This is a genomic window from Bradyrhizobium sp. RP6 (assembly GCF_003837805.1).
In the GTDB taxonomy this organism is placed as follows: Bacteria; Pseudomonadota; Alphaproteobacteria; order Rhizobiales; family Xanthobacteraceae; genus Bradyrhizobium.
Map to the genome: position 1 here is coordinate 1 of NZ_RQIT01000041.1, position 24,895 is coordinate 24,895.

Sequence of the window (24,895 nt, forward strand, 5' to 3'; positions counted from 1 at the left end):
TGATCTCGAATCCGGGCCTCATCAATTTGGATCACCTGACCCATGGCATTCCCATCGTTCATTCAAAGCTCCTTCATTCTAGAAGAAGCCGTCAATCCTGAAAGTGCGAAAGACTCTGTACGTTATCTATTGCTTGAGCGCGGCGTCTCTGCAGCTAGGAGATTAAAACGCGGGGCGGCAGGATTGCACATCCCGTACGTCACAAGGGGGCGTTAAGCCTCTCAGCGCCATCGAGGATATTGACTGTCGGGCGTTGGGGCGTGCGGATCATACATATAAGGCTGGGTTCCAGCCCCGCGGAATTGCCAGGCAGCTTGACCGGCCGGAAGTTGTCCGCCGGTTGACCGGGTGCGGCTAGCGTCGTTTAGCTGTCGTAGGGGCCGCCATTCCTGAAGCTTGGTGGCACCTCTCGGGGACCATTCTGCTTGAATGTCGCCACAGCTTTGACGCTCGAAGGACTTGCGCCAGCGGCAGCACTCGTTGCGTCTGAAAGTTCAGGTGCAAGCAGCATCAAAGTCAAGTGGAACAAGATAAATCGGATCAGCCTCATTAGAATTGAGATAGTCGCTGCGGCCTGCGTTCTTTGCGCCAGCTCCTGCTCGTTATCCAGCAATTTACGTGCCTTCAGAAATGCGGTCCGGGTGGCCTAGGCCAGACCGTGCATTGCGATTACATGGCTTTCTCCCGTCACACGCTGGCCGCATGCAAGGCCTTGAACGGCCGAGCCGAGATCAACTCTTTCGCCCGCGAACTCGTGGCCCACCACCATGGGCACAGGCACCGTTTTACGAGCCCACTCGTCCCAGCGGAAAATATGAATATCCGTACCGCAAATCCCGGTCTTCTTGACCCTGATCAAGAGATTAGTCGGTCCGATCATGGGCACGGGTTCGTCGCGTAGACAGAGTCCGGGCTCAGACTTAGCCTTGACGAGCGCCTTCATGTTAGAAACCTTACGCTTTAATTGATGCAGAGCACTGCGATCGCGCGCGTTTGCGTAGGCATCAGTGGCGATGGCGCAATTGCTTGCGGCGATGCGAGCGGAGGCAGCGAATTCCATACCAACGTCCGGTGGAATCGCTAAGCGCCCTCTGCAATCGCCCGCGAGGTGGCTTCACGTCTTCGGGAATCGCCTGCCGTAAGATTTTTGACACGGTATGGGCCGAGCGTTCCTGTGGCCGCGAAGGCTCGGAGAGATTCGTAGGGATCGCCGGCTTCGGGGGCTTTTCTGCCCGGCCAGCGATCCGCCCAGCTCAACAGGATCATCCCGCGGCGCGGCTCCCGCACCTCACCGGCAGTTCGCGGGGCTCCGGGGCGGCAGGACAGCGAAGGATCGTTGAAAGCCTCCCGGGGTAAATGCCGAGCGTCGGAAGAGTGAACCATCTCACTCAACGTTGTGCGGATATTTACCTTCGGGTGGCTGTTGCGCATCAGCCAGCTCGGGCTAGCGCTTTCGCAACCGCTAGCTCCCCGACATCAACCGCGTCCCGTCCTGTCGCGAAGACGACATTCCACTCCAAGAAGCAAGACGAGCCGCACAATTCTTTGGCCTGGCTTTTGCTACCGCAGGTTTTTTGGCCACGCGGTCGGTGCATTCAAAGCGCTAGATCGGTAGGGCCACAGTTCGGCACTGGCAGCGCAAGGAGGCACTATGCAATCCGGCGATGGGGATGCACCATCGATCAAGACTATCGATCTTCAGGACCACTCGAGAGTCCTTGCGATCCTAACAACCGCATTCACGATGTGTCCTTTGTTGAGGTGGCTGTACCCTGAACCGCGGGAGTACCTGCAGCATTTTAACGGGCTTCTTAAGCATCACTGCGGCAGTCCATATTCGAGCGGCGCATACCTTAGCGAGGGCGACAAGGGAGCCATCTTATGGGACACAGCTGGCGAAAAGCGCGACAACACCAGCATGATGGAATTCCTTCTAAAGAGCATTCCTGCGCACCGTCGTTCCGAAACCGAAAGACTTTTTGAAACGTTCGGTAAATAGAGGGTAACAAAATGCCAAAACTCAAAATAGGAGAGCTTCCGGACGACAAGCCGGTCAAAGTAAGTGCGGAGCTGCCTGCGGCGGTGCATCGTGATCTCATTGCATATGCAGAAGCGCTTACGCGTCAGGGTGGTCAAGTGGTCGATCCGACTAAACTCATCGCCCCCATGTTGGCGCGCTTTATGGCCACTGATCGAGGATTTTCTAAGCTGAAACGTGAAGCCGCTGGCGAAGGACAGTGATGCTCCAGTTTCCTCGAAGCCGTCGGTCGACGCTAAATAGTTTGCACGCATCAAGCTAGGCGCTGCCGAGTTGGCCTTAAGAGCTGAGATATCGGGTCGGAAAGTGTGTTTTCGCGTTTACCCTAAACAACTCCGATTGCCAGATTTTCTCGATTTTCAGACGCGAGAGCGCTGGGCGTCGTCGCGCAGTCATTCGGTCACCTTCAGGCGCGTTACACTGCTCCGGCCATCGACGCTGACGGGCACCTCACCCTCGATCGTGGCCCGACGTACGACGCGATGCTGGTCCCCGTAATCGTTGACCGCGTAATGCTGCGTTGCGCGGTTATCCCATATCGCAATATCCCCCTCTAACCAGTTCCAGCGCACAGTGTTTTCGGGCGCGGTGATGTGAGACTGAAACAGGTCGAACAGCTTTTGTCCGTCGTATTTGGGGACATCAACAAACTGCTTCACCAAGGCGCCGAGCACTAGCGTCCGCTCGCCTGTTTCGGGGTGGACGCGTACGACGGGATGCTCCGTCTCAAAAACCGCTTTGGTGAACACCTCGTCAAAGTGCTTCTTGTCGACCTCGCGGAGACGCGCGATCCCAGCGTAATCGAAAACGTTGCTGTGAACGGCCCATAGGCCCTCGGCGAGCCGTTGTAGTGGCGACGGCAAACCAAGATAAGCGGCAGCTGTGTTAGACCACACGGTGTCGCCTCCGAACGTTGGCATTACCACGGCCCGCAGGACCAAGATCTTGGGATAGGCGTCGGCAAAGGTCCCATCCGCATGCCAAACGTCGGCGCGACCGCCACCGCGAGTGGAGTCCAGTTCGAGGAGCGACGCCCCCTTGGTAGCGCCGAGTATCGGATGTGGCACTAGCTTTCCCAGACGAGCGGAAAAGCGCTCCTGCTCGGCGTCATTGAGATGTCCTTGATTGCGGAAGAAGATCACCTTGTGCTCTAGCAATAAGCTGTTGATCGCAGCTATCGCGTGATCCGGTAGATCGCCTGATAGCTTGATATTTTTGACTTCGGCACCGATGCGCGCTGCACGTTTCACAATATCCGCGCTCGGAATGACGCCACCGATCAAAGTCATTGCGCTGATCTCGCTTTTCCAGGCCCTGGCAGGTCTCCCCCACCCCCTTGGAGCGAATGATCTTCAGCAAGCATCGTGCCAATCGAAAGACCAGCATGTCCTCGACAGTAGGCGCTGAACGAGTCGTGGTCTTTGCCGCGAGTCATCGAACGCCATCGTGCCATATCAACGTGTTCGAGAGTATTTGCTGGTCTACATGCCTCGGATGGTCATAGCGGGTATGTCCGCATTGTGAATCAGCTGACCGTTCCTCAAGGGTGAGATGCGAGTGAAGCGTGAGCATTTGCTGCTTTATGGTTCTGTTTCTTGATAGATTTGTTTTAGGCAATGGCCATGCCAGGCGACGCTGGGCAAGCCACAACGCCGAATGGGCTTTTTGAGAGTTCGCGTACTATGCCCACTGTACTCGACCTGACATGGGATTTGGGCCTCTGTCAGAATACCGACAACTCTCCACATCCTTTAGTAAGCTCAAGCTGACTGTTCCATTGGCAGACTCGCGAGTTAGTTGACGGCCCGAGTTAATCTCCCTAATTGCCGTTGGAGCCTGTGAGAGTTGCAGATGTAAGATCGCTCTCTGTCGAGCGGCGCTCTTGGCGGCAGTTATGCACATTATCGTCTCGGTCCTGAAGTAGGATAAAAGCTGCAATTTCCTGGTCCTGTGCCAGTTTGCTCGCCGCTAGACCGGTGGAGAAGAATGCGATCAGGCACGGGGGGGGGCTCATCTTGCGCTTGCCTTCCACAATGTGATCGCGACGAAATCCGCGGGAGCATCGCTGACCGCCCACGGCATCGCACGTCACGTCTCATGGAGATTCGTCAGCCGCGTCACGATCTGAAGCAGGCGATTCAGACTCTCGAAGAATTCAATCGGCCCATGGGCGTGGACCGCGATGTAAATTCCCTGTCGGCACCATATGTTCGGCTTGTGGCTTGCTGGGAGCAGGATGGCGTCTCGCAAGCCTCTGCGCCAGTAAAGATCGCCAGAGCGGTCCGATTGGGCAATGCGCGATTGCGGATTGCTAAGTTCACTTCGCCGGCGGCTTGCCCAGCGTCTCTGTCTCCTGGACAATAGACCGAGCCGCCGCCATGGCGCGGAACGTCGTGGCACCGGCGGTAGGGCTGGTCTACAGCGGCTCGTGCGGTCGTTTGTTCCGCAATGTCCGGAAGTATCCCAATTTCCAGGAAACGGATGCTTTCTCGCGCACTTAAGCGCTGATAGCGGAACGACCGTGCAGCTTTTCGTGAGGCTATGGGCACGGCCCCCTTGGCACACTGGGCCCAAAGCTACCTCACTTGCTCGCCAGTTCTCTTGATCCTTCTCAAGCGATGCCCTTCTGCAGCAGTAGAGCAGGCGCGCCTGCCGCGCTGCGCTGGCAAAGGCGTTCGTGGTCGACGATTCTAAGACGGATCAGCTTCGGGCAAGGCCAGGAAACTGAAATCGCATCCATCTTCCAGGGATCCGGCGAGTACCGTGGTTCAAGAGCCGCCCCTCCTCATTGCCTCGATGCTGGCTCGGGCGAGCCCCCAATCGTCAGACTTCAGAAGGGCAACTTCCACATGAAATAGAGAAGCGCAGCGATTGCCACCCAGAAAAGTATGCCGCGGAAGATGAAAGCGAGCGCCATTTTAATCGCCATCTTGCCCAAGCCGCTGCGCCATGGCGATTCCATCGATCGCGTCTGCCAGCCCTTCCAAGAAAGTCCGATACCACGCGTCATCGTCGGGAAGGTCCCACTCTCGTAGGCTGCCGACGTAACGCGTCAGAGCAATCACGCCCGCGATCGTGGTTGGCGTTGAACGGATGAGCACGTTCCCATGCTCCGCGAGAGCATGGTTCCTTTGACAGCTAATTTCGTCGGCGGCATCAAACTCGGGCCCCGAATCGAGCTTCGCCGATACGGACAGGGCCGCATCGTAATGCGCCAACAGCTCGCGATGACGCTCGATCACTACGAAGATTAGATCCCGATCGGCTGCAGCAGTCGACTGGGGGGAAATTTCCTGCAATGGCAATGTTGGCCCCAAGTAAGTAGCAGGCCTACGTTAGCATCGTGGCCATGAGGATAACCAGCGTAGAGGGCCTTCATCTGCGGTATTTCTGCTCGATCGGCTTGACATTCAGACGAGGTCACCGGCTCCATTTGGAGGTCGAGAAGTTTCGCGGACGACTGCGCGAGCCTTACTCGCCGGAAAACGACTCCGCTCTAGCTGTTCCCGATGTAAAGCTGCATATTTTGCCCATATCAGAAGTTATTATCTCGCACTGGATGCGCTTGCATACGCGTCCGCATTCCAAGGGGCGGGCGAAAATGAGGTTGATTGCAATAGTTGCCGGTCTGTTGCTGCTCGGCGCGATCAGGCAAGCAGACGCGCGCGGGGGCATGGAGGGCGCGTCAGCTACGGAGGCGGACATCACACTACCGGTCATGGGGGCAGCTATTTGGGCGGATCCGGCTCATCACACCGTGGCGGAACTTATGTCAATTCGAGAACTGGCAACCGTTACGCCACTCATCGATAAGGAATGGCATATGCTTCCGAGATCAAGCCAATTGATTGTGAGATTTGGCCATGCGACGTCCCAGCCACCGCGATCCGGATGCGCCACGCGTCCGATCGTCGGAGGAATATCCATCGGGCAGTCGTCCGCCACCGCCGCTGACGATGTTCTGACGGTCGAGGATTCTGACAATCGCGGTCGGCATGTTCTGGAGAGATATCCGAAGGCCGTCAGAAGTAAGCGGCGCTTCTTGAAACAAGTTGGCGCTCCGCGCCAGCCGGCAACAGATGCGCTCGCTCTACCGTTGCCGTCGCTTCTGCTCCCGCTTTCGGCTGACGGCTGGCGAACTTGACCAGACCACAAGTTCCCTGGGCCGCCTAGCACCCGCTTGCCGAAAAGTAGTTTGGCAAAGATGGTCGGAGAAGCGAACGGCATGCTCCGAAACAGCGAACCGCGGCAGGAGTGAAGGCGCGTGAAATCTGGACAAGATTCAAAAGATTATGAAGCACTGCTTTGCGGGGTTTTGTGCCTGCGTCTGATCAGCGGCGCGCGCCGGCGTTCTTGGTGTTGAGCTGCTTTGGTCTCGATCGCTTCTCATGTGATGCTGGCGCAGAACGGTCTTTTCGTGTCACTAGCTTGGCGATAGCTCGAACCAAAGCGTCAGGGGTATCGAAGCGAGCGATTCCACGGCGAACGCGAGCCCTCTCAGAAAAGTTTATGGTTCGTTTTACTTTCCCGTCGACCGACAGCAGTACGTAATCGAGCACTGACTCGTTATGCTCAGACAGCCTGATGGCGGCAATCCAGCCCTGAGGCAGGCGTGCCCTGCGTTTGATCGACCAGTACATTGCTCGATTTTGCCTTCCGCAGCAGAGGGCTGATCGAATTGAGATGTTGACCGATCCACGCACGCGCAAGTAATCGGTCCTGTTGCTAGAGGTGATGCGGCAACCAGCTTTCCTGATGGCCATGGCGATGTGAGAGCCGAGCTTGGCCTCTTCCTCCGCCCAGCGCGGGCGCGACTCAAGAAATGCATAGTTTCGCTTGGGAGTGTAGCCGATTAACCGATACACGTTCGTCATGCTGCCGAAGTGAGTTTGATAGGTGGAAGCGCAGGGAAGGCCGACCGTGCTGGCAATGATGGCAGAGCTCAGGCGTCCTTCCTTGAGTAGCGTTTTGCGTAGACGGGCAAGCATCTCCTCTTCAGTTAGATCGACACGCCGTTCCTCAATGATCTTGTTTACTTTCAGGAAGACTTCGCGTTCGATGATCGGCTCGATACATCTCTCGCTGGTGATCCAAAGCTCGGGAGGATTGTAGGTGCAGTGCTGCCGCAACTTACGTGATCGGCGGTTGAAGGTCAGGTTCCCAATGTAGTTCTCGTTTCTAAGCACCGTGTTAACCGCTGCGCGCGTCCACCGAACTCCCGTGCTCGTGAGTATGGGCCGCCGGTTTAGCTCCCGGGCGATAGTCGCTTCGGACTTTACCTGCAGAAAGCGCTCGAAGATCCACTTCACCACGGCGACTTCCTCGGGAATGCCGGGTCGCACTCGGACGTGGTCAGTCATGAGGTACTTTTGGTCACCATTCTTCAGCACGCCTCGCGATCGCTGGCTCTGATCGACAAGTTCTCGCAAGAGAGCATAGCCAGGGCGACCGCCGAGCTTGAAGCCAAGTCGGGCGAACCGGCACTGCGCAGCGTGAACCTTTGCCGAAAGCTCACGACTGTACTCGGCTGCCATTACGCGCTTGATGTTTTTGATGATGCTGGAGAGCACGCTGCCGTCATTGTCAAACTGCTCAGCACAATACACGATGTTAATGCCTGCCTGTTTGCATACAAATTCGTAATACGCGCTCTCATCGACGTCCTGAAAGCGGCCCCACCGGCTTACGTCATAGACCAGAATATGACCGAAATCCGCTTCTCCTGTTTGGACATCCTTGATCAGCTGTATAAGGCCGGCCCTGTTCTTGATGAGCAGGCCGCTCTCTCCCTCGTCGCGATAGGTTCGTACAATGGTCAGGCTATGGGCGTGCGCGTATGCCGCAATCACAGCAGCCTGATTCTGAATCGAGTATTGCTGCCTTTGTGTCGACATGCGTACATATTGTGCCGCTCTCATGCCGAGCCGCGATGGTACCGGATGAGCCTTATAGATCTCGAGCGCGTTGGCCATCATCCTCGCTCCCGAAAGTTACACCACTAAATTGGACATCTATACGACAGTTGCAGCAAGGATTACATCAATTGAAGAAAATAGCGCCGCCATCGCGGCCCGTGTCGACGCAAGGGCGACCACCTCTCTTCGCAGCTCGCGTGCCAAGGAGCTTGTTCAGGAGGCATATACAACGCCTAGCGGCGGAGGGCGCGATGGGTCCAAAAGTAACTTGTCTTCGGTGCCGCGTATATTTAGCGCATTAAGGGGTCTTATACTAAGGCTGTATCAATCCCTCTCTGTAATCCGCAATAGGTGGGAAGTGCGTGTCTCGATCGCCGCTCGGATAGGGTTGAATGCGCTGGGGCCAATGCCTGCTTTCTTTCAACTCTACTAGAAAATCACCGGCTGCTCCTCTGATCAGCCTCGTCTATTCTGGATGGAACTTACGAGTAGACGCCTCACACCGCGCGTTGCAGGTGCGAGTGTTGGTCATATTCGGTCGCGCCAGCTCGGGTCGAAGCGTGGATCATCGAGGGCGCGACCAAGTAAGAAAGCATTTCGGCGCACGCCTCACGACGCTGAGACTGAGATTGAGGGCGAGCCTGGGCGACAAACGATGGCATTGGTTTATGAGCGGTGAGGAGGCGGAAACCACACATTCCGCCGCGTCATCGCGATACAGGCGGGCCGCCTGCTCGACCAAATGACGATATGTTCGTCAGGCAAACGACGCTTCTTTTCGGCAGAGCCTTCCATATGTCGACGCGCTGAATTCGAGTGCCGGAACCTGGTCCCGCCGTACGAGCGGCCTGCAGCCTCCTGCCATGAGTAGTCGAATGGGAAAGACCCATTCCCACCGGAGCAGGTAATCGATGCTTAGTGCGCCTAACTGGCAACGCGACTCTCGCTGATCCCGTCCAGGTACTTGCAGATTGCGCGATTGTGACGGCTTCATTTCGAGGCAGTCGTTTGCAAGGGCTCGCCACACCGCACACGGTTTACAGGTCCGAAAAGCGTCGATGCTGAATCGAGCGCAACCTGAAATGTCGCCTGACACGCCGCTTCGCCTTGCTGATGCCGTGAAGATCGCATTTCCTTTCGGAGGAATGACGGTTGCCGGTCTACGCCGTGAGCGCGATCGCAACCGGTTGGTTATCGACAAGATTGCCAGCAAAGAATTTACAACGCTGGCTCATATCGAACGGATGCGAGAGTTATGCTGCGAAGACGCAAGAGAGCCAGACTTCAGGCCAAAAGCGCCCGCCGAAACAGGAGCGGACAGATCAGCCACCAGGCAACCTGAATTATTAGAGACAACGGACGGGATGTCGGCACAGGCTGCGCTGCAGATGAGATTGCGGCCGCAGAGGAAGAGCTAAGGGCTACATAACCTCCAACCACACCCCGATCGTGGTCGCGACACCGAGATGGGTGTCGGAGCCGCCGATTGCTACCGAACGGCGGTGACGTCGGACGGAGGCGGACTACAGCTCAATGGCACGAATATTACGCGACTGGCACCCTGTACGCCGATCACTTGATCGTAGCGGCTGACCAGAGCGGCAAGCGGATCGCCGTACTTGTCGATACCAAGCAGCCCGGCGTCAGCATCCAGGGCGATGGGATGGCTCCGGCCAGAGACTTACGGCGAGCGGTACAGTTGATTTCGGGAATGCGATCCCCGAGGACCGGATATGGAACGGAAGGCCGGGTCTTTGGAACGGCCTATGTTCAGCTGGTCCTGCTTGATCCTCGCCGGAATTGCGCGGCGCGCCGGTAGCGACAGGACGGAGTGGATTAAGGCGCGAACCCGTACCTTTACCCACGCGGTTGCCGACCTGCCGCGGAACGATCCGTTGGTGCAACAGGTTATGGGCAGGCTTTTCGGCGCGGCCTTTGGTGCGCGAGCAGCACTCTCGCCTGTTCTGCGCTGAATCGGCTGCTTGGGTGGGCCGTTCGTATGATTGCGCCAAGTGCCGGGCGTGCTTGCATGTTGGACGGCAATTGCCGGTCCCTTCATGCGCATTCATGTCTCCGATCCTTTCACAAAACAAGTGATCTCAGATGCCGGCGTACGCGATAAGAATGTTCCAGTCAGCCGCGGAAGTCGCAGTATTCAGTGCAGGGTGGCTATGCTGATGCCAAACTTCCGTGGTGATTGAATGGGCTTCTGCGCGGCGAGGAATGATAAGCTTGCACCAACACTGCAAAAAACTATGCGTTCGCCGCGGAACAAAGGAAGCTGCTTATCTCGGCGCCAGTTAAGATGGTGGCAGCTTCTCCGATCCGGGCCGTGCGCCATTGCGAATTGCCCTTCGCAAGAGGGTAAGAGCGGGGCGGGGCCCAATAGGCTCATGCGCTGGATTGGATGAAATATCGTAGGTCTGGTCGGTGTGGGGAAAGGCGGTAGCGCTCCCCCGCTACCAGGTGTGCTCGACTACTATTTAGGGCTTAAGGCTATCGCGCTTCTTGCTCGGTGCCGAGTAGCGCTTGCGGACGCGCGCGACTTCGGTGGGGTCGGGCGTCGGGACAGGAAACCTGCCGTCCGCCTCGCGCGGGCGTGCGTAGTGTCTGGTCGCGGTTTCGTCGCTGGCGTGGCCCAACAACGCCGCCACGATCGCAAGTCCGAGCTCCTTCTCCTCCGGCGTGCGAGCGGGAGCCACGTAGATCGCTTTCCATCTCGCCGCCGCGGCGTGCCGGGCTGACGAAAGGGTGGGGCGGCGCTTCCGCGTCGGGAAGAGCTGCTTCGTGACCCGACGCATCAGCGATCTCAGCGTTGAAATGAGAGTCTCATAGTGTCCATTGCAGGCCGCTTCGCGAGCCGCGAAGATCCATGCTTTCGTCTGGTCGACAAGTTCTTCAGGGAGCCAAGCCCAGCGTAACACGCGCGTTTCGCCGTGAGCCCGGCCATTTCCGGACTTGCCGTTCGCGAACTCCAGTTCCCATGCGTAGTCGGGATCGCTGGAGGGGCGGAGTTTGGCGCTTGGCCACTCCTCCAGTCTAGCACCGGTCAGCGATCCAGCGGTCAGACAGTCTACCAGGATACCAGCATTCGGGCTCGTGGTGGCCAGTGCACCGTGGCAGATGCGATCCAAATCGTCGTCGAGGCGCTTCAACTTCTGCTGAGAGGTGCGCAACAGTCCATCGTCGGACCTTTCGCGCGATTCGACATCCTCCAGGAGGGCAATCGCCGCGCGCATTTCCGGTACCAAGCTCGGCTGATCCTCCGCAACCTCGTTCATCATGAAGCGGAGGGCAGCGCGATTTTGGCGGAAGCTCGACGGGGCAAGCTCGGCGCGGCGGTCGACGAGGCTTTGGGCGAGTTCCCTCGGCGACAGCCGGCGTCCTGCTTTCTTGGCGCCCGCCGTCGCTATCTGCTTTGCACGGTTGCGGTATGAAATTTTGGTTTTCTCGGTCCGGGTGGTCATCATGCACCTCAGTCAGTTGAGCCAGGGCGGGGTCAGGATGTCGTGTCGGCGGCAGCGTGAAGCGATCTCGCGCACGAAATCCTCCACCGCTGCCTTGGCTGCGCGCAGATAATCGGGCGCGTACGGTGAATAGATCAGGGTCGTTTCGGGCGAGTCGGCGGGCTTGATGTGGCCCAGCCACTGCCCGATTTCGGCACGGTCGACGCCCTTCTGCAGCATATAGCGGGCGACGGAATGCCTGATTGAGTAGGTGTTTTCGCCGCCGGGGAGACCTGCACGCTTGCATGCAGCACCGAAGCCGGTGTCGATTTCTTCGACCGCGACTCCGCGCCATACGACCAACGGGCCGGGCGGCAAGTTGATCGTCCACGGCATGAGCGTATTGGTGATTGGCAAGTCAGGGCGGTACTTGTCAGTCTGGATACGGCCCTTCGCATTCAGGTGAATAATATTACAGGTGCCATCGATCTGATCAGCTTGCGCTTCGAGGATTGCGCCAATGCGGCTTGCCGTATTGAGGAGGAAAACGTTGGCCACAAGGAGGTGCAGATAGTCCAATTGATCAATTGCCGCAGCGATCTCAGGCGCCGTCATGACGCGGCCCTTCGCCGGCGCCGAACGGGCGTCATTCTTGCTCATGATATAGGGGATATGCGGAACGCTCTCTTCGGCCAGCCGGCGCTCTCCGACCGCTATCTTGCACGCGCTCCGCAAAACGGTGAGGGTCCGAGCCACCGTTGAAAGGGCAAGACCTTCTGCTTCTGCAGCCTTACGAAAGTCGTCGAAATCGCTTTTGACCATGGTCGACAAGATCGAAGTGCCGATGAGGCGATTGATGCGTTCAATAGCGATGTTGGTGAATTCCGCCGACTTGAGCTCGGCAGCGTGCGGCTTGTAGAGCTCAAGGACCTCAGCGACCGTCTGAATCGGCTTTTGAACCAGCGCGTCGCCGGGGTCGCCCGCGATACCGCGGGCGACAAGGCTTTTCACTTGGGCGATCGCATTCTCTAGATCGCTCGTGCGCAACGAGCGGTACACCATCTGCTGCGTTTCGCGGACGTAGGTCGCGACGTAGTAATTCGGGCTGTTGCTTGCCTTGCACAGCTCGAACTCACCGATCGAATGGACGCTCGTGTACCGCATCAGACACCAGCGCCGGCCGCGAACTCGCGCACCGCTTGGGCCGAAAAATACAAGACCCGGAAGCCGTCGATCGTGCGCAGGCGACCGCTCCGGGCTAACTTTCGCACGGCGCCCTTGCTAAGGCCGAGGACCGCCGCAACCTCCTTGGTCGAGAGCAACAGATAGGGGCTGCAATTATTGAGGTCGATCATGATAGGCCGGACTCCTTTGTTTACCATATCTATGGCTTTTCTAATCGCTCATCGACTAGCGCCGGCTCCGAACGTCACGCGAGCCATGGCAACGGTCAATGACGCAGTCGTACAAGAGGCGGGAAAACCTGTAGAGAGACGGGATTCCCAGCAAAATTTCCAGTTCTGCCCGGAGCCGGATCCGGTGGACGGTGGCGGACGAAAAGAGGCGCAGCACATAACCGGGAGGCATCCGGCGGTGGCGGCGATAGTAGGCCAGCGTGAAGGCTGCCGCCTGGACGGCAAGGAGCCGCCGCAGGCGTACCAAGTAGTTTACGCGTTCGTTGAGCCTACGCGGTGACGGGTACACGGGCGGCTCCGAGCAACTTGCGCAGCTCTCCGCCGACCCGCTGCCACCAAACCGCGATCTCGGTGGCGCAGGCCGTGGCCTGGAAGATGTGGACACCGAGACGCGCAGCGAGCTCATCGAAGTTCATCAGCAGCGCCTGCGTCGGGTCGAGGCCGGCGTCGGCACACACCTGCAGGGCCCTGCCAGCGGCGAGCGGGATGCGCAGGACCGGGACCTCTCCCGCCGCGGCGAGCAAGCGGTCGAAATGGCCGCGCTGCTCGCTGTTGACCGGCCAGTCGAACGGTCCCGCACGGCCGGAGAGAGCCAAGGCGCGGGGCAGGTGGGGAGCAACCTTCTGAAGGCTGTGGAGGTGCTTTTCAGCCTGGGCCATGTGCTCGCTGGAATTGGTGGTCATGACGATCGACAGCGCCTTCACCTGCATGGCGGCGAGCGTGGCGTCGAAGTTGGTGGCGGCCAGAACCTCCAAACGATGGCCCGCCGTGCCGCCCGCCCAATCGACGACGACGCCGGCGCCACTCTTGCGGGCCTCTATGACCGCCTCAAACAGCGGGGAAAGCACGCCGACCAGGCCTCCGTTGCGGATTCCGGCGGAGGCAAACTCCTCAAGATTGATGAAAATATCGCCCGTCTCCACCGCGCCTCGGCGGCGGCTGCTCTCGATCTGGACCCTGATGACCTTTCGTCCCACCTCGCCGAAGAAGTGTGCAACGCGGCCGGCCAAAACCGTCTTGCCGATCGAGGTGCCGTCCGCCGTGATCTCCACGAGGTCCGGAAAATCGGTCGTCTTAGCTGTCTTCATCGTTTTCGCTCCTTATCTTGTGTAGAAGTGCCGCGGTGCGGCGCGCGTGTGCCGGAAGGACGAAACCTGCCGGTCCGTTCGGGGAAGTCCGAACAGAACTGAGGCCGGGCATAGGGGCCGGCGGGTGTTGAACGGGCGGGCGTCGGGGCAGGCCGCCAGATGAGCGGGTTTCCTCCCCACTCTGCAGGGCATTGCAGGCCGGTGCAGGGCTCGGCAGGGGCATGCAGGGACCGGCCGACGTCGTGGTGCGGCGGCCGGCGCGTTCGCGCGCACGGCTCAGGGCGCTGGTAACCGTCCCCTCCGGCAGGACCATGCCGTCCTTGCGCGTCACGCCGGCGGCAGCCAGCACCTCGCCGATATCGGCTGCCGTCGCGCCATTGGCGGCCAATCGCTCGAACAGCTGCAGGTTTTGATCGAAAACGTCCTGAAAGCGGATGCGGCCGAACATGTTTTTGGCGCGCCGCCCAAGCGTGATGAGCTCCTCACGGAGCTCGGGCGGCAGGCGGTTAAACAAGGCTTTCCGGTGCGCCGTGGATGTCTCGGTGCTCATGCGGGCACCCGCAGGGAAGCGCAGCCGTTTCCACGAACCTTCCAGGAAAGGGCCAAAAGCCGCGGAAACGAGGCTTCACCGAACGTAACGAGCTGGAGCGAATGTGAACCAAAATCAAGGAGATACGCCGGCGAGCCCTTCCTTGACATGGTAGGGGTCACAGGTTCGATCCCTGTCGTGCCCACCACGCTTCGCCTTCGGCTTCGCGTGGCACAGCCTGAATAATTGCAGCGAAGCGTGTCCGGCGTAGCTCGAAGAGCGGAGACGGACTGGTGCGGCTTGCTCGGCGTCGGAGCCACGCCGAAGCCAAACGGGCGCAGGCGGGCTGACGCGGCGAGCTACGGCCGGGCGAGCCAATATCTGATCCTTCTATAGTCGGACCGAGTCATCCGGTCGGCGCAAGCGCCGCCCGATGGCAGCCCCCGCGCAATCGAGGGTGTATCCTCTCGGGCGCTGTTCCGGATTACGCTACGCGCCCGGTTGCAAGCGAGGCTCTGCCCATGACAGTATCCGTCATCGAACAGGCAAAAATCCAGGCGCAGGTGCTGGTCCCGCTGGTCAAGGCGCTCCAGGCCGAACTCGGCGCGGCGCGCGCCAATGCGCTGGTGCGCAAGGCTCTCGGCGATCTCTATCGCGGCTTCGGAGAGGAGTTCTGGAAAGCCAGAAACCACGGCAAGAACGAAGCCGATCTCGGCAAGGCCGTCGCGTCGGCCTTCAGGACCTACGCCCGCGACGATGCGCTCGCCTATGACGTCATCGAGCAGACGCATGACGCATTTGCGTTGGACGTGAAGCGGTGCGCCTTTGCCGAGTTTTACAAGGCGCTGGGTGAGCCGGAACTCGGCTTCCTCCTGATCTGCACTGCGGACTTTGCGACCGCGGAAGGTTTTGGTCCCGACATCAAGCTCACGCGTACGCAGACGATCATGCAAGGCGCCTCTCATTGCGACTTCCGCTACAAGCGCGATGCGGGCTGATCGCGATGAAGGGAATGCGAGCGATGCGGATGATCTGTCTTGCGATGGCGATGCTGGCGCTGATCGCCTCGTGCGCTGACGCCGCCGTCGACTGGCAAGCCGAACTCCAGCGCTGCCGGAGCTTGCGCGAAAACGTGGCGCCGCTGCTTCAGGCCGGCGAGGGGATATCCGCCGTCGGCCGATCAAACAGGTCCGTCCGTCGCTGCATCTGGATCCAGCGGAAGGCGGTGCGGAAGAGAATTCCGGGCGCGGAAGCGTGGTAGCCTGACCGAGTTTATGGCCCCGGCGTGACGAAGGCCGAGATGATCGTGCCATCGCTGCCAAGCGCGATGTGCCAGTGCGACGCGGCGCCACCCTGGTGCCAGACAGAATAGACGTCCTGTCCTTGCGCGCTCACGCCGAGGAAATCGATCGACGTGATCGGACCCATTTCGGAAAGGCCGGGCTGCAGGTGCGGCAATTGCGTGATGACCGGAGGCATCGGCAGGCGCGGCAACGCACGCCCTGCGCGCACTTTCAGCAGCGCGATCTCTATTCAACCTTCTTTCGAACGTTGGGCAACGACGAGATCGAGCGCTACTTGTTCGGCGACATGGATGCCAAGGGCGCCTAGGATGTTCGGCGCGGTTCCTTCAAGCTTGCGGCTGTGTCGCGTCTTTCAAGCGCATAGCCTCGGATCGAGTTGAGCAATCGATATCGCGCGAGACCCTCGCCCGCTTCGAACGAGATCAATGACTTCGTGATCAACTTGTCGATGACAAGCAGATCATCGAAGGGAGTCAGCAAGACCTGACGAGCAGCCTTCCGTTTGGCCGAGTGCCGTCCCGTTCGTTCATAGGTCGACCTGCGCCTTGCTCGGCAGGGTGAACTGGAATAGCGCGCCGTGTGGTTCTGCGGGTGAAGCCCATAGCCGTCCACCATGCGCTTCGATGATAGAGCGGCAGATCGTCAATCCCATTCCCATCCCCTTGGCCTTGGTCGTGAAGAAGGGACTGAAGATCTTGTCCACCGTCTCGCGGTCGAGACCAATTCCGCTGTCACGCACGAATCAATGAGATACGCCGACGACACCTTCCTTGACATGGTAGGGGTCACAGGTTCGATCCCTGTCGTGCCCGCCATCTTTTTCAGTGCTTTAGGCGCCCCGCGCTTGAGGCTTGAAGTTGTGGTTTCCACGAGATTTCCATTTCGGAGCGGGTTGCCCCATCCAGATTGGGCTGGTGCCCAAATGCGGGCGTTACTCGGAAGGTAACGCACAAGGCCGCTTGCGCTTCCCGATCGTCGCTTCGGCTGCAGCCACACTTCCCTATCTCGCATCGAGCGCGCTCGTATCGACTGGAGGCGGCGTGCGTGAACAGTGTCCACGCGCAGCACTTCCTTCGTCAACAGCACGTTTCGCGGCCAAAACTTTCCGCGGGCGGTCGGATCTTCCGGCATGGCGGAGGAGGTGCGGCTCTCAAATTCCGCCCGTCTTGTGGTCCATTGCGGCTGCGACACTTGCTCCTGCGCCAATGATCGCCGGGCGGTGGAACTCGCGGGCGCGACGGCCGTTGCTTTGGCCGCGGCAGCAGTAGCGAGGAGAACGCGTGAACCGACGCCAGCTTGTTCAAGGGTCGGCAGTGCTGCCGGTATTGCTGCTCGCATCGCGAAGCGGTTTCGCCGCTGCTCGCACGTCGGAGGGCGCATTCGGGTCGTCCACGGTGAGGGACCTCGCCCGTATGCTAGCGGCTAAGCCGTACGAGGCGCCGGACGAGAAGCTGCCGAGCGGATTGCACGATCTCGACTACGATCAGTATCGTTCGATCCGCTATTTGCCCGAGCGCGCGCTCTGGCGCGGCAAGAATCTTCCCTTCGAAGCGCAGTTCTTCCATCGTGGCTTTTTCTACAAGAACAGAGTGAACATCTTCGAGGTCGCGGACGGAAAGGCAACCGAACTCAAGTACAGCAAGGCGGACTTCTCGTTCGGCGAAAAGGTTCCGGCGTTCGAGGGCGTGGATCTCGGGTTCGCAGGCTTCCGCATACACGCGCCCATGAACCGCGCCGACTATTACGACGAAGTCTGCGTCTTCCTGGGCGCGAGCTACTTCCGCGCGGTGGCCAAGGGACAGACGTACGGGCTTTCCGCCCGGGGACTTTCGATCGATACGGGCGAAGCCAAGGGCGAGGAATTTCCGCTCTTCAAGGCCTTCTGGCTGGAGCGGCCGGCGCCGGGTGCGACCTCGTTGGTGATCCATGCTCTGCTCGACAGCAAAAGCTGCGCAGCGAGCTATCGATTCACGGTGCGGCCGGGGGACACGACGGTCTTCGACGTCGAAATGTCGGTCTATCCGCGTGTCGAAATGCAGCGGGCCGGACTCGCGCCCATGACCAGCATGTTCTTCTACGGTCCGAACGACCGCAATGACATCGACGATTTCCGCCCCTCGGTCCACGATTCCGACGGTCTTGCGATCTTCAACGGGAAGGGCGAAAGCCTCTGGCGGCCGCTCAGCAATCCCCGCGATCTCCAGATCAGCACCTTCCAGGATCTCAATCCGCGCGGGTTCGGCTTGATGCAGCGGGAGAGAAACTTCTCCGCCTACCAGGACATCGAATCCAGCTTCGAAAAACGCCCAAGTCTTTGGATGGAGCCGATCGGAGATTGGGGCGAGGGCGGGGTTGTGCTGTTCGAGATCCCGACCAAGGAAGAGGTCCACGACAACATCGCCGCATTCTGGCGGCCTAAAAACCCGCTGCAGGCCAAGGGCGAACACAACTATACCTATCGGCTGCATTGGGGGCCAGATAGCCCGAAGCCGCATTCGCTCGCCAGATTCACGCGAAGCGGGATAGGGGCGAGGGGCGAGGACGCCCGGCTCTTTGTGCTCGATCTGCTCGGCGACAACCTGAAGGGCATTGATCCTGCGGGCGTCAAAGGCGTGGTGACAGCGGAGAAATCCGAGATCAAGAACATCGTCACGCAGCCCAATCCCCACACCGGCGGTTGGCGGCTCAGCTTCCAGTGCCAGGTGAAGGGCGAGCCGATCGAGCTGCGGGCGTTTCTGGCCGAAGGCGACAAGCCCTTGTCGGAAGTCTGGGTCTACCGATGGACCCCTTGAGCACGGCACCGCGGCCGGTTGTCGGCGAAATCGCGAGCCAACGCCTGCTGCCGCACGAGTCCCCCCTCCCGATGGCTCCTGGCGACCTCGGAAAGGACCGGGTATCGGACCGTATTCCTGCGCAGGTCGCCCCCACGATGGTTTGGCGGCGCGGCCTCATCCTGCTCTCGACGGCGGCGCTCACGGGGGCGGGCGGCTATGAGATGTATCGCGTGCTGCAGGTCGGCGGCGTCACCGTCCTCGAAGGCATGGTGCTGGCGCTCTTTCTGGTCCTGCTCGCCTGGGTCGCGTTCTCGTTCGCCTCCGCCGTGGCGGGCTTTGTCGTGTTGCTGAACCACCGTCCGGACGAGGTTGCCTTTGCCTCCGGCGCGGAACTGCCAGCCATCGCAAGCCGCACCGCCATGCTGCTTCCAACCTACAACGAAGACCCGCACCGATTGACGGCGCGGCTCCGTGCGATGATCGAATCCTTGGAGACGACCTCGCACGGAAAGCTGTTCGACTGGTTCGTTCTGAGCGACAGCACCGATCCGGACATCTGGGTCGCCGAAGAAAAAGCGCTCCTCGCGCTGCGACAGGCCCTCGGAACACGGCTGTACTATCGCCACCGAGCCGAGAATACGGAGCGGAAGGCCGGGAACATCTCCGAGTGGATCACGCGGTTCGGCGGCGTCTACGACTTCATGGTCGTGCTCGACGCCGACAGTCTCATGAGCGGGCAGACCGTTGTCCGATTGGTCCATGCCATCGAGACCAATCCGAGCGCGGGGCTGGTCCAGACGCTCCCCATGATCGTCAACGCGCGAAGTCTGTTCAGCCGCGTCCAGCAATTCGCGGGCCGCCTGTACGGACCGATGATCGCCGCCGGCGTTGCCTGGTGGCACGGCTCCGAAGGCAACTACTGGGGCCATAACGCGATCATCCGGGTGAGGGCGTTTGCCGAAGCGGCGGCGCTGCCGCAGCTGCGCGGGCGCAAGCCTTTCGGCGGACACATCCTCAGCCACGATTTCGTCGAGGCCGCGCTGATGCGGCGGGCCGGGTGGGGCATCTACATGCTGCCGATGCTCGGCGGAAGCTACGAAGAGGTGCCGCCTTCGCTGCTCGACTTCGCCGCGCGCGACCGACGCTGGTGTCAGGGCAATCTTCAGCATCTCGCTGTCGTGCCCGCGCGGGGCCTCCATTGGGTGTCGCGCCTGCATTTCATCGTGGGAATCGGAGCGTATCTGACGGCGCCGCTGTGGCTGCTGTTCCTGCTGCTGGGAATGCTGATCTCGCTGCAGGCCCGCTTCGCGCGTCCGGAGTATTTTCCGAAGGGGTTCTCCCTGTTTCCGACGTGGCCGGCCCAGGATCCCGTGCTCGCCATCTGGGTGTTCGTCGCCACGATGGGGCTGCTGCTGTTGCCCAAGCTGCTCAGCCTGGTCCTCCTTTGGATGAGGCGGCCGGTGCGACGCCAATTCGGCGGCGCATTGGGTGCCTCGGCCGGAGTTTTCGCAGAGATCGTCGTATCCGCGTTGATGGCGCCCGTGATGATGATCTTTCAGTCAATCGCGGTGGTCGAAATTCTGGCCGGCCGCGATGCGGGCTGGCAGACGCAAAGGCGGGACGATGGCACAGTGGAGCGCCGCGAGCTCTATCGGAAATACGGTGTCCCAACCTTGTGCGGCGTTGCGATGGCGGCAAGCGCGTACGCGGTTTCGCTGCCCCTTCTGCTCTGGATGTCGCCGGTCGTCGTCGGGCTGCTGTTCGCCGTTCCCATAGGCGCGCTGACTGCCAGGCCCGCGTCCGGCAAATTGTTCGTCACGCCCGAAGAAGCAGCGCCGCCTTCGGTGCTACGTCGAGCGAATCAATTGAGTGAGTCGGCGGATGCAGGGATCAGACCCGCGTTGCTGGAGCTGCGCGAAGACGCCAGGCTCTTGGCCTTCCACGTCGCGCAGCTGCCGCTTCCACGCGCCGTCCGGCCCGACGCGGTCGACGCGAACCTGGCGGTCGGCCGTGCCAAGGTCGATGCGAGCGATACTTTCGAGGAGGCCGTCGCCCATCTGTCCTCCCGGGAGGTTTTTTCGATCTTGAACGACGGTTCGGTGTTGCCGGCGGTGTTGCAGAAGCAATGAACACGCGCCGGGCGTTAGCGACCTGGCCTTGGCGCCGACTTCGCAGCACGAAGGGATGATGACCGGAGGCATCGGCAGGTGCCAACGCACGACCTACGCGCACTTGCGTCATGAGTTCGAAAAGGTGGGCAGACGTCCGGCGGCTTTCCCCCCTCCGGCACGGCTGCGTCGCTGGGATCAATGCGTTGATCTTGATCAAGGTGGTGGCGACGAAGTGGGGCAATCTCAACGCGAAGATGCATATGGGGAGATTGACCGTGCGTGCCTGTCTCTTTGCGTTGGCTTTCGTGATCACTGTTCTGGGATCGTCCTCGGCCCACGCGGGTTGCTGGCCGAGCGAGAACTTTCCGCTCGTCTGTTGGCTCGATACGAAGGGCGAAGGGTGTTCGGAACACCACGCGCTGACCAGCGCCAAAGCAGTGATGTACCCGTATCCGAACCAAACCATCTATGAGTTCGAAACCACCCATTGGTGGACTGGGCCTCCCATAACGGCCTGCCCGCCGAGCAAGACGATCAAGTTTACCGGCATTTGGGACCGCGAGACGGGCAAAGCGGAGGAAAAGGCGTCCACCGGCTGGTCGTCGTGGTCGCGCTACGTCTATTGCAGCAACAACCCATGGACCGGACAAGGCCCGCCAACGGTGCCGATCTGCTCGGGGCCGACCAACGACCCAAATGTGGGGCAGCCGGTGACCTCGGCGATGCTTTCGCAAAGTCAGAGATTGAATCTGCTTCAGGTTCAGGAGCCGCTACACACGAGGTGCCTGCAGGTCGAACCCGACCCGATGGGTTCGGAATGGCTTACGGGAAACTCACTGGTCCGGGTCGTCGTTTCGCACCATGAATTCCAGAAGATCGAGTGGCACTATTTCTTCCAGGAGTTCTATTCGCTCGACGGCTGGAAGGAAGTCCCCGCGCCGAAGTCGAAGGTCCCCTTGATCTCGACGAAGAAATACACCGAGCGCCGCATCGCGACCACGACGGGACGGTTCTGGCTCAATAAACAGGGTCGTTGGAAGATCGTTGCGGTCCCGAAGCCGACCTCGCCCGCCGCCCAGTTCGTCGCAACGACGGTCACCAACGAATGCCCGGGCGCGCGATTCAATATCCAATGAAAGGCAGATCGATTGAAGGACCCGCTCCCAAGTACGCGTCACAAGATCGACAGCTGACGAACACGCGAGGGAGCGTCTGCCGATCAAGGCCTATCCGACCAGATATTTCTTCACCGCCGCCTCATCCCATTCGATGCCATTCCCCGGCTCTTCGCCCGGCAGCGCAAAGCCGTCCTTGATCGTCAGCCGCGTTGCCAGCACCGCGTCGGCCCAGTCGACATATTCCAGCCAGTGCGCGGTCGGCGTCACGCAGAGGAGATGCGCGCTCACTTCCGAGAACAGGTGCGTCGACATCTCGATGCCGGCGGCGTGCGCCAGCGCGGCGGCGCGGAGCCAGCCGGTGACGCCGCCAATGCGCTGGACGTCGGGCATCACGTAGTCACACGCCTCGGCCGAGAGCGCGGACTGCATCGAGAAGGCGCTGTCGAAATTCTCGCCGATCTGGACCGGCGTATGCAGCGCATCGGCAATGCGGGCGCAGCCGGCATAATCGTCATGGCGGATCGGCTCCTCGATCCAGCTCAAGCCCTCGTCATCGAGCATCTCGCCGCGGCGGATCGCCTCGGTCACCGTCAGGGCCTGGTTGTAGTCGCACATCAGCGTGACCTCGTCGCCGACCGCCTTGCGCACCGCGCGCACGACGGCGAGGTCCTCCCGCGCATCGGACCGCCCGACGCGGATCTTCGCCGCCCGAAAGCCCTCGGCCAGCAGCTTGTGGGCTTCCTCGACCGCCGCGCCGGCCGGCATGATGCCGAGCCCCTTCGAATTGTAGGCCCTCACCGGTTTCGGAGCGCCGCCAAGCAGCCGGGCCAGCGGCAGGCCACGTATGCGGGCCAGCGCGTCCCAGGCGGCCATGTCGATGCCGGATTGGGCCAGCCGCTGCAGACCAGCGAGACCCAGCAGCGTGAAGCGCTGGGTCAGCTTGCGTTCGATCTCGAACGGCAGCAGCTCGTCGCCGGCGAGCAAGTCTGACATTTCCGTGACCATCGCCGTCAGCGGCTTCAAGGCCGAGGGCGTGATCGAGAACAGATAGGCGTGCCCCACCGCGCCATCGTCAGTCTCGCAGTCGATCAGCACCAGCGGCGCCTTGGCGATTGCCCCGGTCGAGGTCTGGAGCGGCAGGTTCATCGGCACCATCACGGGGCGCGCGTGGAAGCGTTTGATACGAATGGTCTCGGTCATGGGATCTCCCGGCGGAGCGGATGCAGGACGGGCCGATCTTAAACATCTGTGATGAAACGAAAAGGCGCTTGGCCCGACCACCATAAAATGGGGTTGCGCGGGCCCGCAATTGTTGGCTCTGTGCTGCCGCATTCTTTGCCGCAACTCCCGACGGGTTTGCGACAAAATCGCACACAGCGGAGCCACAGAGTGAAACAAGAGATCGCCGAAGATCAGCGCAAGAGCGGCATTCTCACGGGCGCCGTGATCGCCTTCCTGCTCCTCGCCCTGCCGCTCGCGGTGTGGCTGGACCTGACCGAGCTGAGTAAGACGGCGCTACGCCGGCAGGCCATCGATCTCAACTCGGTGATCACGAGCGTGCGCAGCTACTACGCGACAAACGTGGTCGGACGGGTGCTGGCCAATCCCAACGGCACGACGCGGGTGGTGCACAATTACGAATCCATCCCCGGCGCGATCCCGATTCCGGCAACGCTGTCGCTCGAGCTCGGCCGGGTGATCGGCGCGCAGCAGGAGAACATCACCTACCGCTTCGTCTCCGACTTCCCGTTCCAGAACCGTGCCTCGCACCAGCTCGACAAGTTCGAGAAGGATGCGCTCGATGCGCTGCGGAAGGACCCCGAACAGAAGATCGTGGAGACCGAGACCTCGCTGTTCAACGACAAGGTCCGCCTGGTCGCCCCCGTCACCATGGGGCCGGCCTGCGTGAGCTGCCACAACAGCCACCCCGAAAGCCCGAAGAAGGACTGGAAGGTGGGGGATGTCCGCGGCATCCAGGAGGTGATCATCGCCCAGCCGATCGCCGCCAACATCTTCTCGTTCAAGTTCCTGCTGGCCTATTTCGTCATCGCTGCCGGCAGCGGCCTGTCGTTCCTGTCGCTGCAGCGCCGCCAGGCGCGCCGCATCAAGGGCATGAACAAGGAGCTCGAATCCGCCAACGACTTCCTCGCCTCGCTCTCGATGAAGATCTCGCGCTACATCCCGCCCCAGGTCTACAAGAGCATCTTCTCCGGCCAGAAGGACGTCACCATCCACACCGAGCGCAAGAAGCTCACCATCTTCTTCTCCGACATCCAGAATTTCACTGCGACCGCCGAGCGGCTGCAGCCGGAGCAGCTGACGCAGCTCCTCAACGAATATTTCACGGAAATGTCGGCGATCGCCCACGAATATGGCGGCACCATCGACAAGTTCATCGGCGACGCCATGCTGATCTTCTTCGGCGACCCCGAGACCAGGGGCGACCGCGCCGATGCACAGGCCTGTCTGCAGATGGCCTGGCGCATGCAGCAGCGCCTTGCCGAGCTCAATGCGAAATGGCGCGCCTCCGGCATCGAGCAGCCGTTCCGCTCGCGCATGGGCATCAACTCGGGCTATTGCAACGTCGGCAATTTCGGCAGCGCCGACCGCATGGACTACACCATCATCGGTGCGGAGGCGAACCTCGCTGCGCGCCTGCAATCGATCGCCGAGCCTGGCGGCATCGTGCTGAGCTACGAGACCTTCGCACTCGTCAGCGATATCGTCCGCGCCCATGCGTTGCCGGCGATCACCATGAAGGGTATCAGCCGGGAGGTCATTCCCTATTCGGTGGACGCGCTGAGCGACGCGGCGGCGGAGAACAGCGGCATCATCACCGAGCGCGCACCGGGCCTGGAGCTCTATCTCGATCCCGCCGTGGTGAAGTCAGGCGATGCCGCACGCGTGCGCTCGCTGCTGGAGAACGCGCTGGCCTCGCTCAAGCCGGCGTGAGGGGGCCGACTTACGTAGCCGCTCTTCTCATGGAGAGAGTCCCCGTGTGGCACCCCTCTCCCTAACCCTCCTCCGCAAGGGAGGAGGGAACGCACCTTTGCTCTGGCAAGAGTGGTTCTTATCGATTGCGGCAGTGCTGTGAGGCACAGCGCCGCGGTGCGCTCCGCTGCGCTCCCTCCTCCCTTGCGGGGGAGGGCGGGAGGAG

20 protein-coding genes and 2 pseudogenes are annotated in these 24,895 nt (G+C 60.6%); 10 read left to right on the forward strand and 12 right to left on the reverse strand.

The window, feature by feature from the left end:
- Window positions 1-658 precede the first annotated feature (658 nt).
- A pseudogene (locus EHH60_RS35885) lies at window positions 659-943 on the reverse strand (alcohol dehydrogenase catalytic domain-containing protein); the annotation flags it as partial.
- A 708-nt stretch (window positions 944-1,651) separates the two neighbouring features.
- Here EHH60_RS35885 and EHH60_RS35890 point away from each other — a divergent pair.
- A complete protein-coding gene (locus EHH60_RS35890) occupies window positions 1,652-1,999 on the forward strand; it encodes a hypothetical protein (RefSeq protein WP_124163891.1) in 348 nt (115 codons plus the stop codon).
- 11 nt (window positions 2,000-2,010) lie between these two features.
- On the forward strand, window positions 2,011-2,241 hold the full coding sequence (locus tag EHH60_RS35895) for a DUF2274 domain-containing protein (protein ID WP_036030461.1): 231 nt from the start codon (window positions 2,011-2,013) through the stop codon (window positions 2,239-2,241).
- Window positions 2,242-2,430: 189 nt separating this feature from the next.
- On the opposite strand, the gene EHH60_RS35900 is transcribed toward EHH60_RS35895, so the two are convergent.
- Together EHH60_RS35900 and EHH60_RS35905 are read right to left on the reverse strand one after the other, a co-directional pair.
- Window positions 2,431-3,336: a TauD/TfdA dioxygenase family protein gene (locus tag EHH60_RS35900; RefSeq protein WP_124163892.1), complete on the reverse strand. Its 906-nt coding sequence runs from the start codon at window positions 3,334-3,336 to the stop codon at window positions 2,431-2,433.
- Window positions 3,337-4,956: 1,620 nt separating this feature from the next.
- Window positions 4,957-5,280 (reverse strand): hypothetical protein, encoded by a 324-nt coding sequence (locus tag EHH60_RS35905; RefSeq protein ID WP_245454686.1) that lies wholly within the window; start codon window positions 5,278-5,280, stop codon window positions 4,957-4,959.
- A gap of 191 nt (window positions 5,281-5,471) precedes the next feature.
- Here EHH60_RS35905 and EHH60_RS35910 point away from each other — a divergent pair, with 191 nt between their 5' ends.
- A complete protein-coding gene (locus EHH60_RS35910) occupies window positions 5,472-6,182 on the forward strand; it encodes a hypothetical protein (protein ID WP_124163894.1) in 711 nt (236 codons plus the stop codon).
- Between the two features lie 187 nt (window positions 6,183-6,369).
- Here EHH60_RS35910 and EHH60_RS35915 read toward each other — a convergent pair whose 3' ends face one another.
- Window positions 6,370-8,013: a recombinase family protein gene (locus EHH60_RS35915; protein ID WP_245454687.1), complete on the reverse strand. Its 1,644-nt coding sequence runs from the start codon at window positions 8,011-8,013 to the stop codon at window positions 6,370-6,372.
- 998 nt (window positions 8,014-9,011) lie between these two features.
- On the opposite strand from EHH60_RS35915, the gene EHH60_RS35920 reads away from it, so the two are divergent.
- On the forward strand, window positions 9,012-9,371 hold the full coding sequence (locus EHH60_RS35920; protein WP_124163896.1) for an excisionase: 360 nt from the start codon (window positions 9,012-9,014) through the stop codon (window positions 9,369-9,371).
- A 1,065-nt stretch (window positions 9,372-10,436) separates the two neighbouring features.
- Here the strand turns inward: EHH60_RS35920 and EHH60_RS35925 are convergent.
- The 5 genes from EHH60_RS35925 to EHH60_RS35945 all read right to left on the reverse strand — a co-directional run bounded on the left by EHH60_RS35925 (window position 10,437) and on the right by EHH60_RS35945 (window position 14,452).
- Window positions 10,437-11,423: a hypothetical protein gene (locus tag EHH60_RS35925; protein WP_124163897.1), complete on the reverse strand. Its 987-nt coding sequence runs from the start codon at window positions 11,421-11,423 to the stop codon at window positions 10,437-10,439.
- 9 nt (window positions 11,424-11,432) lie between these two features.
- Window positions 11,433-12,563 (reverse strand): tyrosine-type recombinase/integrase, encoded by a 1,131-nt coding sequence (locus EHH60_RS35930; RefSeq protein ID WP_124163898.1) that lies wholly within the window; start codon window positions 12,561-12,563, stop codon window positions 11,433-11,435.
- Window positions 12,563-12,754 carry a helix-turn-helix domain-containing protein gene (locus EHH60_RS35935; protein ID WP_158626806.1) on the reverse strand — a complete coding sequence of 64 codons (192 nt, stop codon included), beginning with the start codon at window positions 12,752-12,754 and terminating at the stop codon, window positions 12,563-12,565. The genes EHH60_RS35930 and EHH60_RS35935 overlap by 1 nt, the downstream gene beginning before the upstream one ends.
- A gap of 329 nt (window positions 12,755-13,083) precedes the next feature.
- Complete coding sequence (locus tag EHH60_RS35940; protein ID WP_124163900.1) at window positions 13,084-13,902, reverse strand: hypothetical protein; 819 nt, start codon at window positions 13,900-13,902, stop codon at window positions 13,084-13,086.
- Window positions 13,889-14,452, reverse strand: a complete 564-nt coding sequence (locus tag EHH60_RS35945; protein ID WP_124163901.1) for a hypothetical protein — start codon at window positions 14,450-14,452, stop codon at window positions 13,889-13,891. Before EHH60_RS35945 ends, EHH60_RS35940 begins: the two co-directional genes overlap by 14 nt.
- Window positions 14,453-14,952: 500 nt before the next feature.
- On the opposite strand from EHH60_RS35945, the gene EHH60_RS35950 reads away from it, so the two are divergent.
- Both EHH60_RS35950 and EHH60_RS38420 read left to right on the forward strand, forming a co-directional pair.
- Window positions 14,953-15,429 (forward strand): L-2-amino-thiazoline-4-carboxylic acid hydrolase, encoded by a 477-nt coding sequence (locus EHH60_RS35950; protein ID WP_124163902.1) that lies wholly within the window; start codon window positions 14,953-14,955, stop codon window positions 15,427-15,429.
- 23 nt (window positions 15,430-15,452) lie between these two features.
- A complete protein-coding gene (locus tag EHH60_RS38420; RefSeq protein WP_124163903.1) occupies window positions 15,453-15,692 on the forward strand; it encodes a hypothetical protein in 240 nt (79 codons plus the stop codon).
- Between the two features lie 11 nt (window positions 15,693-15,703).
- On the opposite strand, the gene EHH60_RS35960 is transcribed toward EHH60_RS38420, so the two are convergent.
- Together EHH60_RS35960 and EHH60_RS35965 are read right to left on the reverse strand one after the other, a co-directional pair.
- Window positions 15,704-15,925, reverse strand: a complete 222-nt coding sequence (locus tag EHH60_RS35960) for a hypothetical protein (protein WP_124163904.1) — start codon at window positions 15,923-15,925, stop codon at window positions 15,704-15,706.
- 336 nt (window positions 15,926-16,261) lie between these two features.
- Window positions 16,262-16,474: pseudogene (locus EHH60_RS35965) on the reverse strand (ATP-binding protein); the annotation flags it as partial.
- Between the two features lie 541 nt (window positions 16,475-17,015).
- Here EHH60_RS35965 and EHH60_RS35975 point away from each other — a divergent pair.
- From EHH60_RS35975 to EHH60_RS35985, 3 genes are all read left to right on the forward strand, one after another.
- Window positions 17,016-18,527 (forward strand): glucan biosynthesis protein G, encoded by a 1,512-nt coding sequence (locus EHH60_RS35975; protein WP_124163907.1) that lies wholly within the window; start codon window positions 17,016-17,018, stop codon window positions 18,525-18,527.
- Window positions 18,515-20,638, forward strand: a complete 2,124-nt coding sequence (gene mdoH, locus EHH60_RS35980) for a glucans biosynthesis glucosyltransferase MdoH (protein ID WP_124163908.1) — start codon at window positions 18,515-18,517, stop codon at window positions 20,636-20,638. Before EHH60_RS35975 ends, mdoH begins: the two co-directional genes overlap by 13 nt.
- Window positions 20,639-20,823: 185 nt before the next feature.
- Window positions 20,824-21,756 (forward strand): hypothetical protein, encoded by a 933-nt coding sequence (locus EHH60_RS35985; RefSeq protein ID WP_245454688.1) that lies wholly within the window; start codon window positions 20,824-20,826, stop codon window positions 21,754-21,756.
- Window positions 21,757-21,846: 90 nt separating this feature from the next.
- Here the strand turns inward: EHH60_RS35985 and EHH60_RS35990 are convergent, their stop codons facing one another.
- Complete coding sequence (locus tag EHH60_RS35990; RefSeq protein WP_124163909.1) at window positions 21,847-22,938, reverse strand: enolase C-terminal domain-like protein; 1,092 nt, start codon at window positions 22,936-22,938, stop codon at window positions 21,847-21,849.
- 189 nt (window positions 22,939-23,127) lie between these two features.
- On the opposite strand from EHH60_RS35990, the gene EHH60_RS35995 reads away from it, so the two are divergent.
- Window positions 23,128-24,690 (forward strand): adenylate/guanylate cyclase domain-containing protein, encoded by a 1,563-nt coding sequence (locus tag EHH60_RS35995; RefSeq protein ID WP_199752489.1) that lies wholly within the window; start codon window positions 23,128-23,130, stop codon window positions 24,688-24,690.
- The last annotated feature ends 205 nt before the right edge of the window (window positions 24,691-24,895 follow it).

Bases quoted from the DNA above. Each gene is read 5' to 3' on its own strand.
- EHH60_RS35890 (WP_124163891.1), top strand. From the start codon at position 1,652: ATGCAATCCGGCGATGGGGATGCACCATCGATCAAGACTATCGATCTT.
- EHH60_RS35895 (WP_036030461.1), top strand. From the start codon at position 2,011: ATGCCAAAACTCAAAATAGGAGAGCTTCCGGACGACAAGCCGGTCAAA.
- EHH60_RS35915 (WP_245454687.1), bottom strand. From the start codon at position 8,013: ATGATGGCCAACGCGCTCGAGATCTATAAGGCTCATCCGGTACCATCG.
- EHH60_RS35920 (WP_124163896.1), top strand. From the start codon at position 9,012: ATGCTGAATCGAGCGCAACCTGAAATGTCGCCTGACACGCCGCTTCGC.
- EHH60_RS35925 (WP_124163897.1), bottom strand. From the start codon at position 11,423: ATGATGACCACCCGGACCGAGAAAACCAAAATTTCATACCGCAACCGT.
- EHH60_RS35930 (WP_124163898.1), bottom strand. From the start codon at position 12,563: ATGCGGTACACGAGCGTCCATTCGATCGGTGAGTTCGAGCTGTGCAAG.
- EHH60_RS35935 (WP_158626806.1), bottom strand. From the start codon at position 12,754: ATGATCGACCTCAATAATTGCAGCCCCTATCTGTTGCTCTCGACCAAG.
- EHH60_RS35940 (WP_124163900.1), bottom strand. From the start codon at position 13,902: ATGAAGACAGCTAAGACGACCGATTTTCCGGACCTCGTGGAGATCACG.
- EHH60_RS35945 (WP_124163901.1), bottom strand. From the start codon at position 14,452: ATGAGCACCGAGACATCCACGGCGCACCGGAAAGCCTTGTTTAACCGC.
- EHH60_RS35950 (WP_124163902.1), top strand. From the start codon at position 14,953: ATGACAGTATCCGTCATCGAACAGGCAAAAATCCAGGCGCAGGTGCTG.
- EHH60_RS38420 (WP_124163903.1), top strand. From the start codon at position 15,453: ATGCGGATGATCTGTCTTGCGATGGCGATGCTGGCGCTGATCGCCTCG.
- mdoH (WP_124163908.1), top strand. From the start codon at position 18,515: ATGGACCCCTTGAGCACGGCACCGCGGCCGGTTGTCGGCGAAATCGCG.
- EHH60_RS35990 (WP_124163909.1), bottom strand. From the start codon at position 22,938: ATGACCGAGACCATTCGTATCAAACGCTTCCACGCGCGCCCCGTGATG.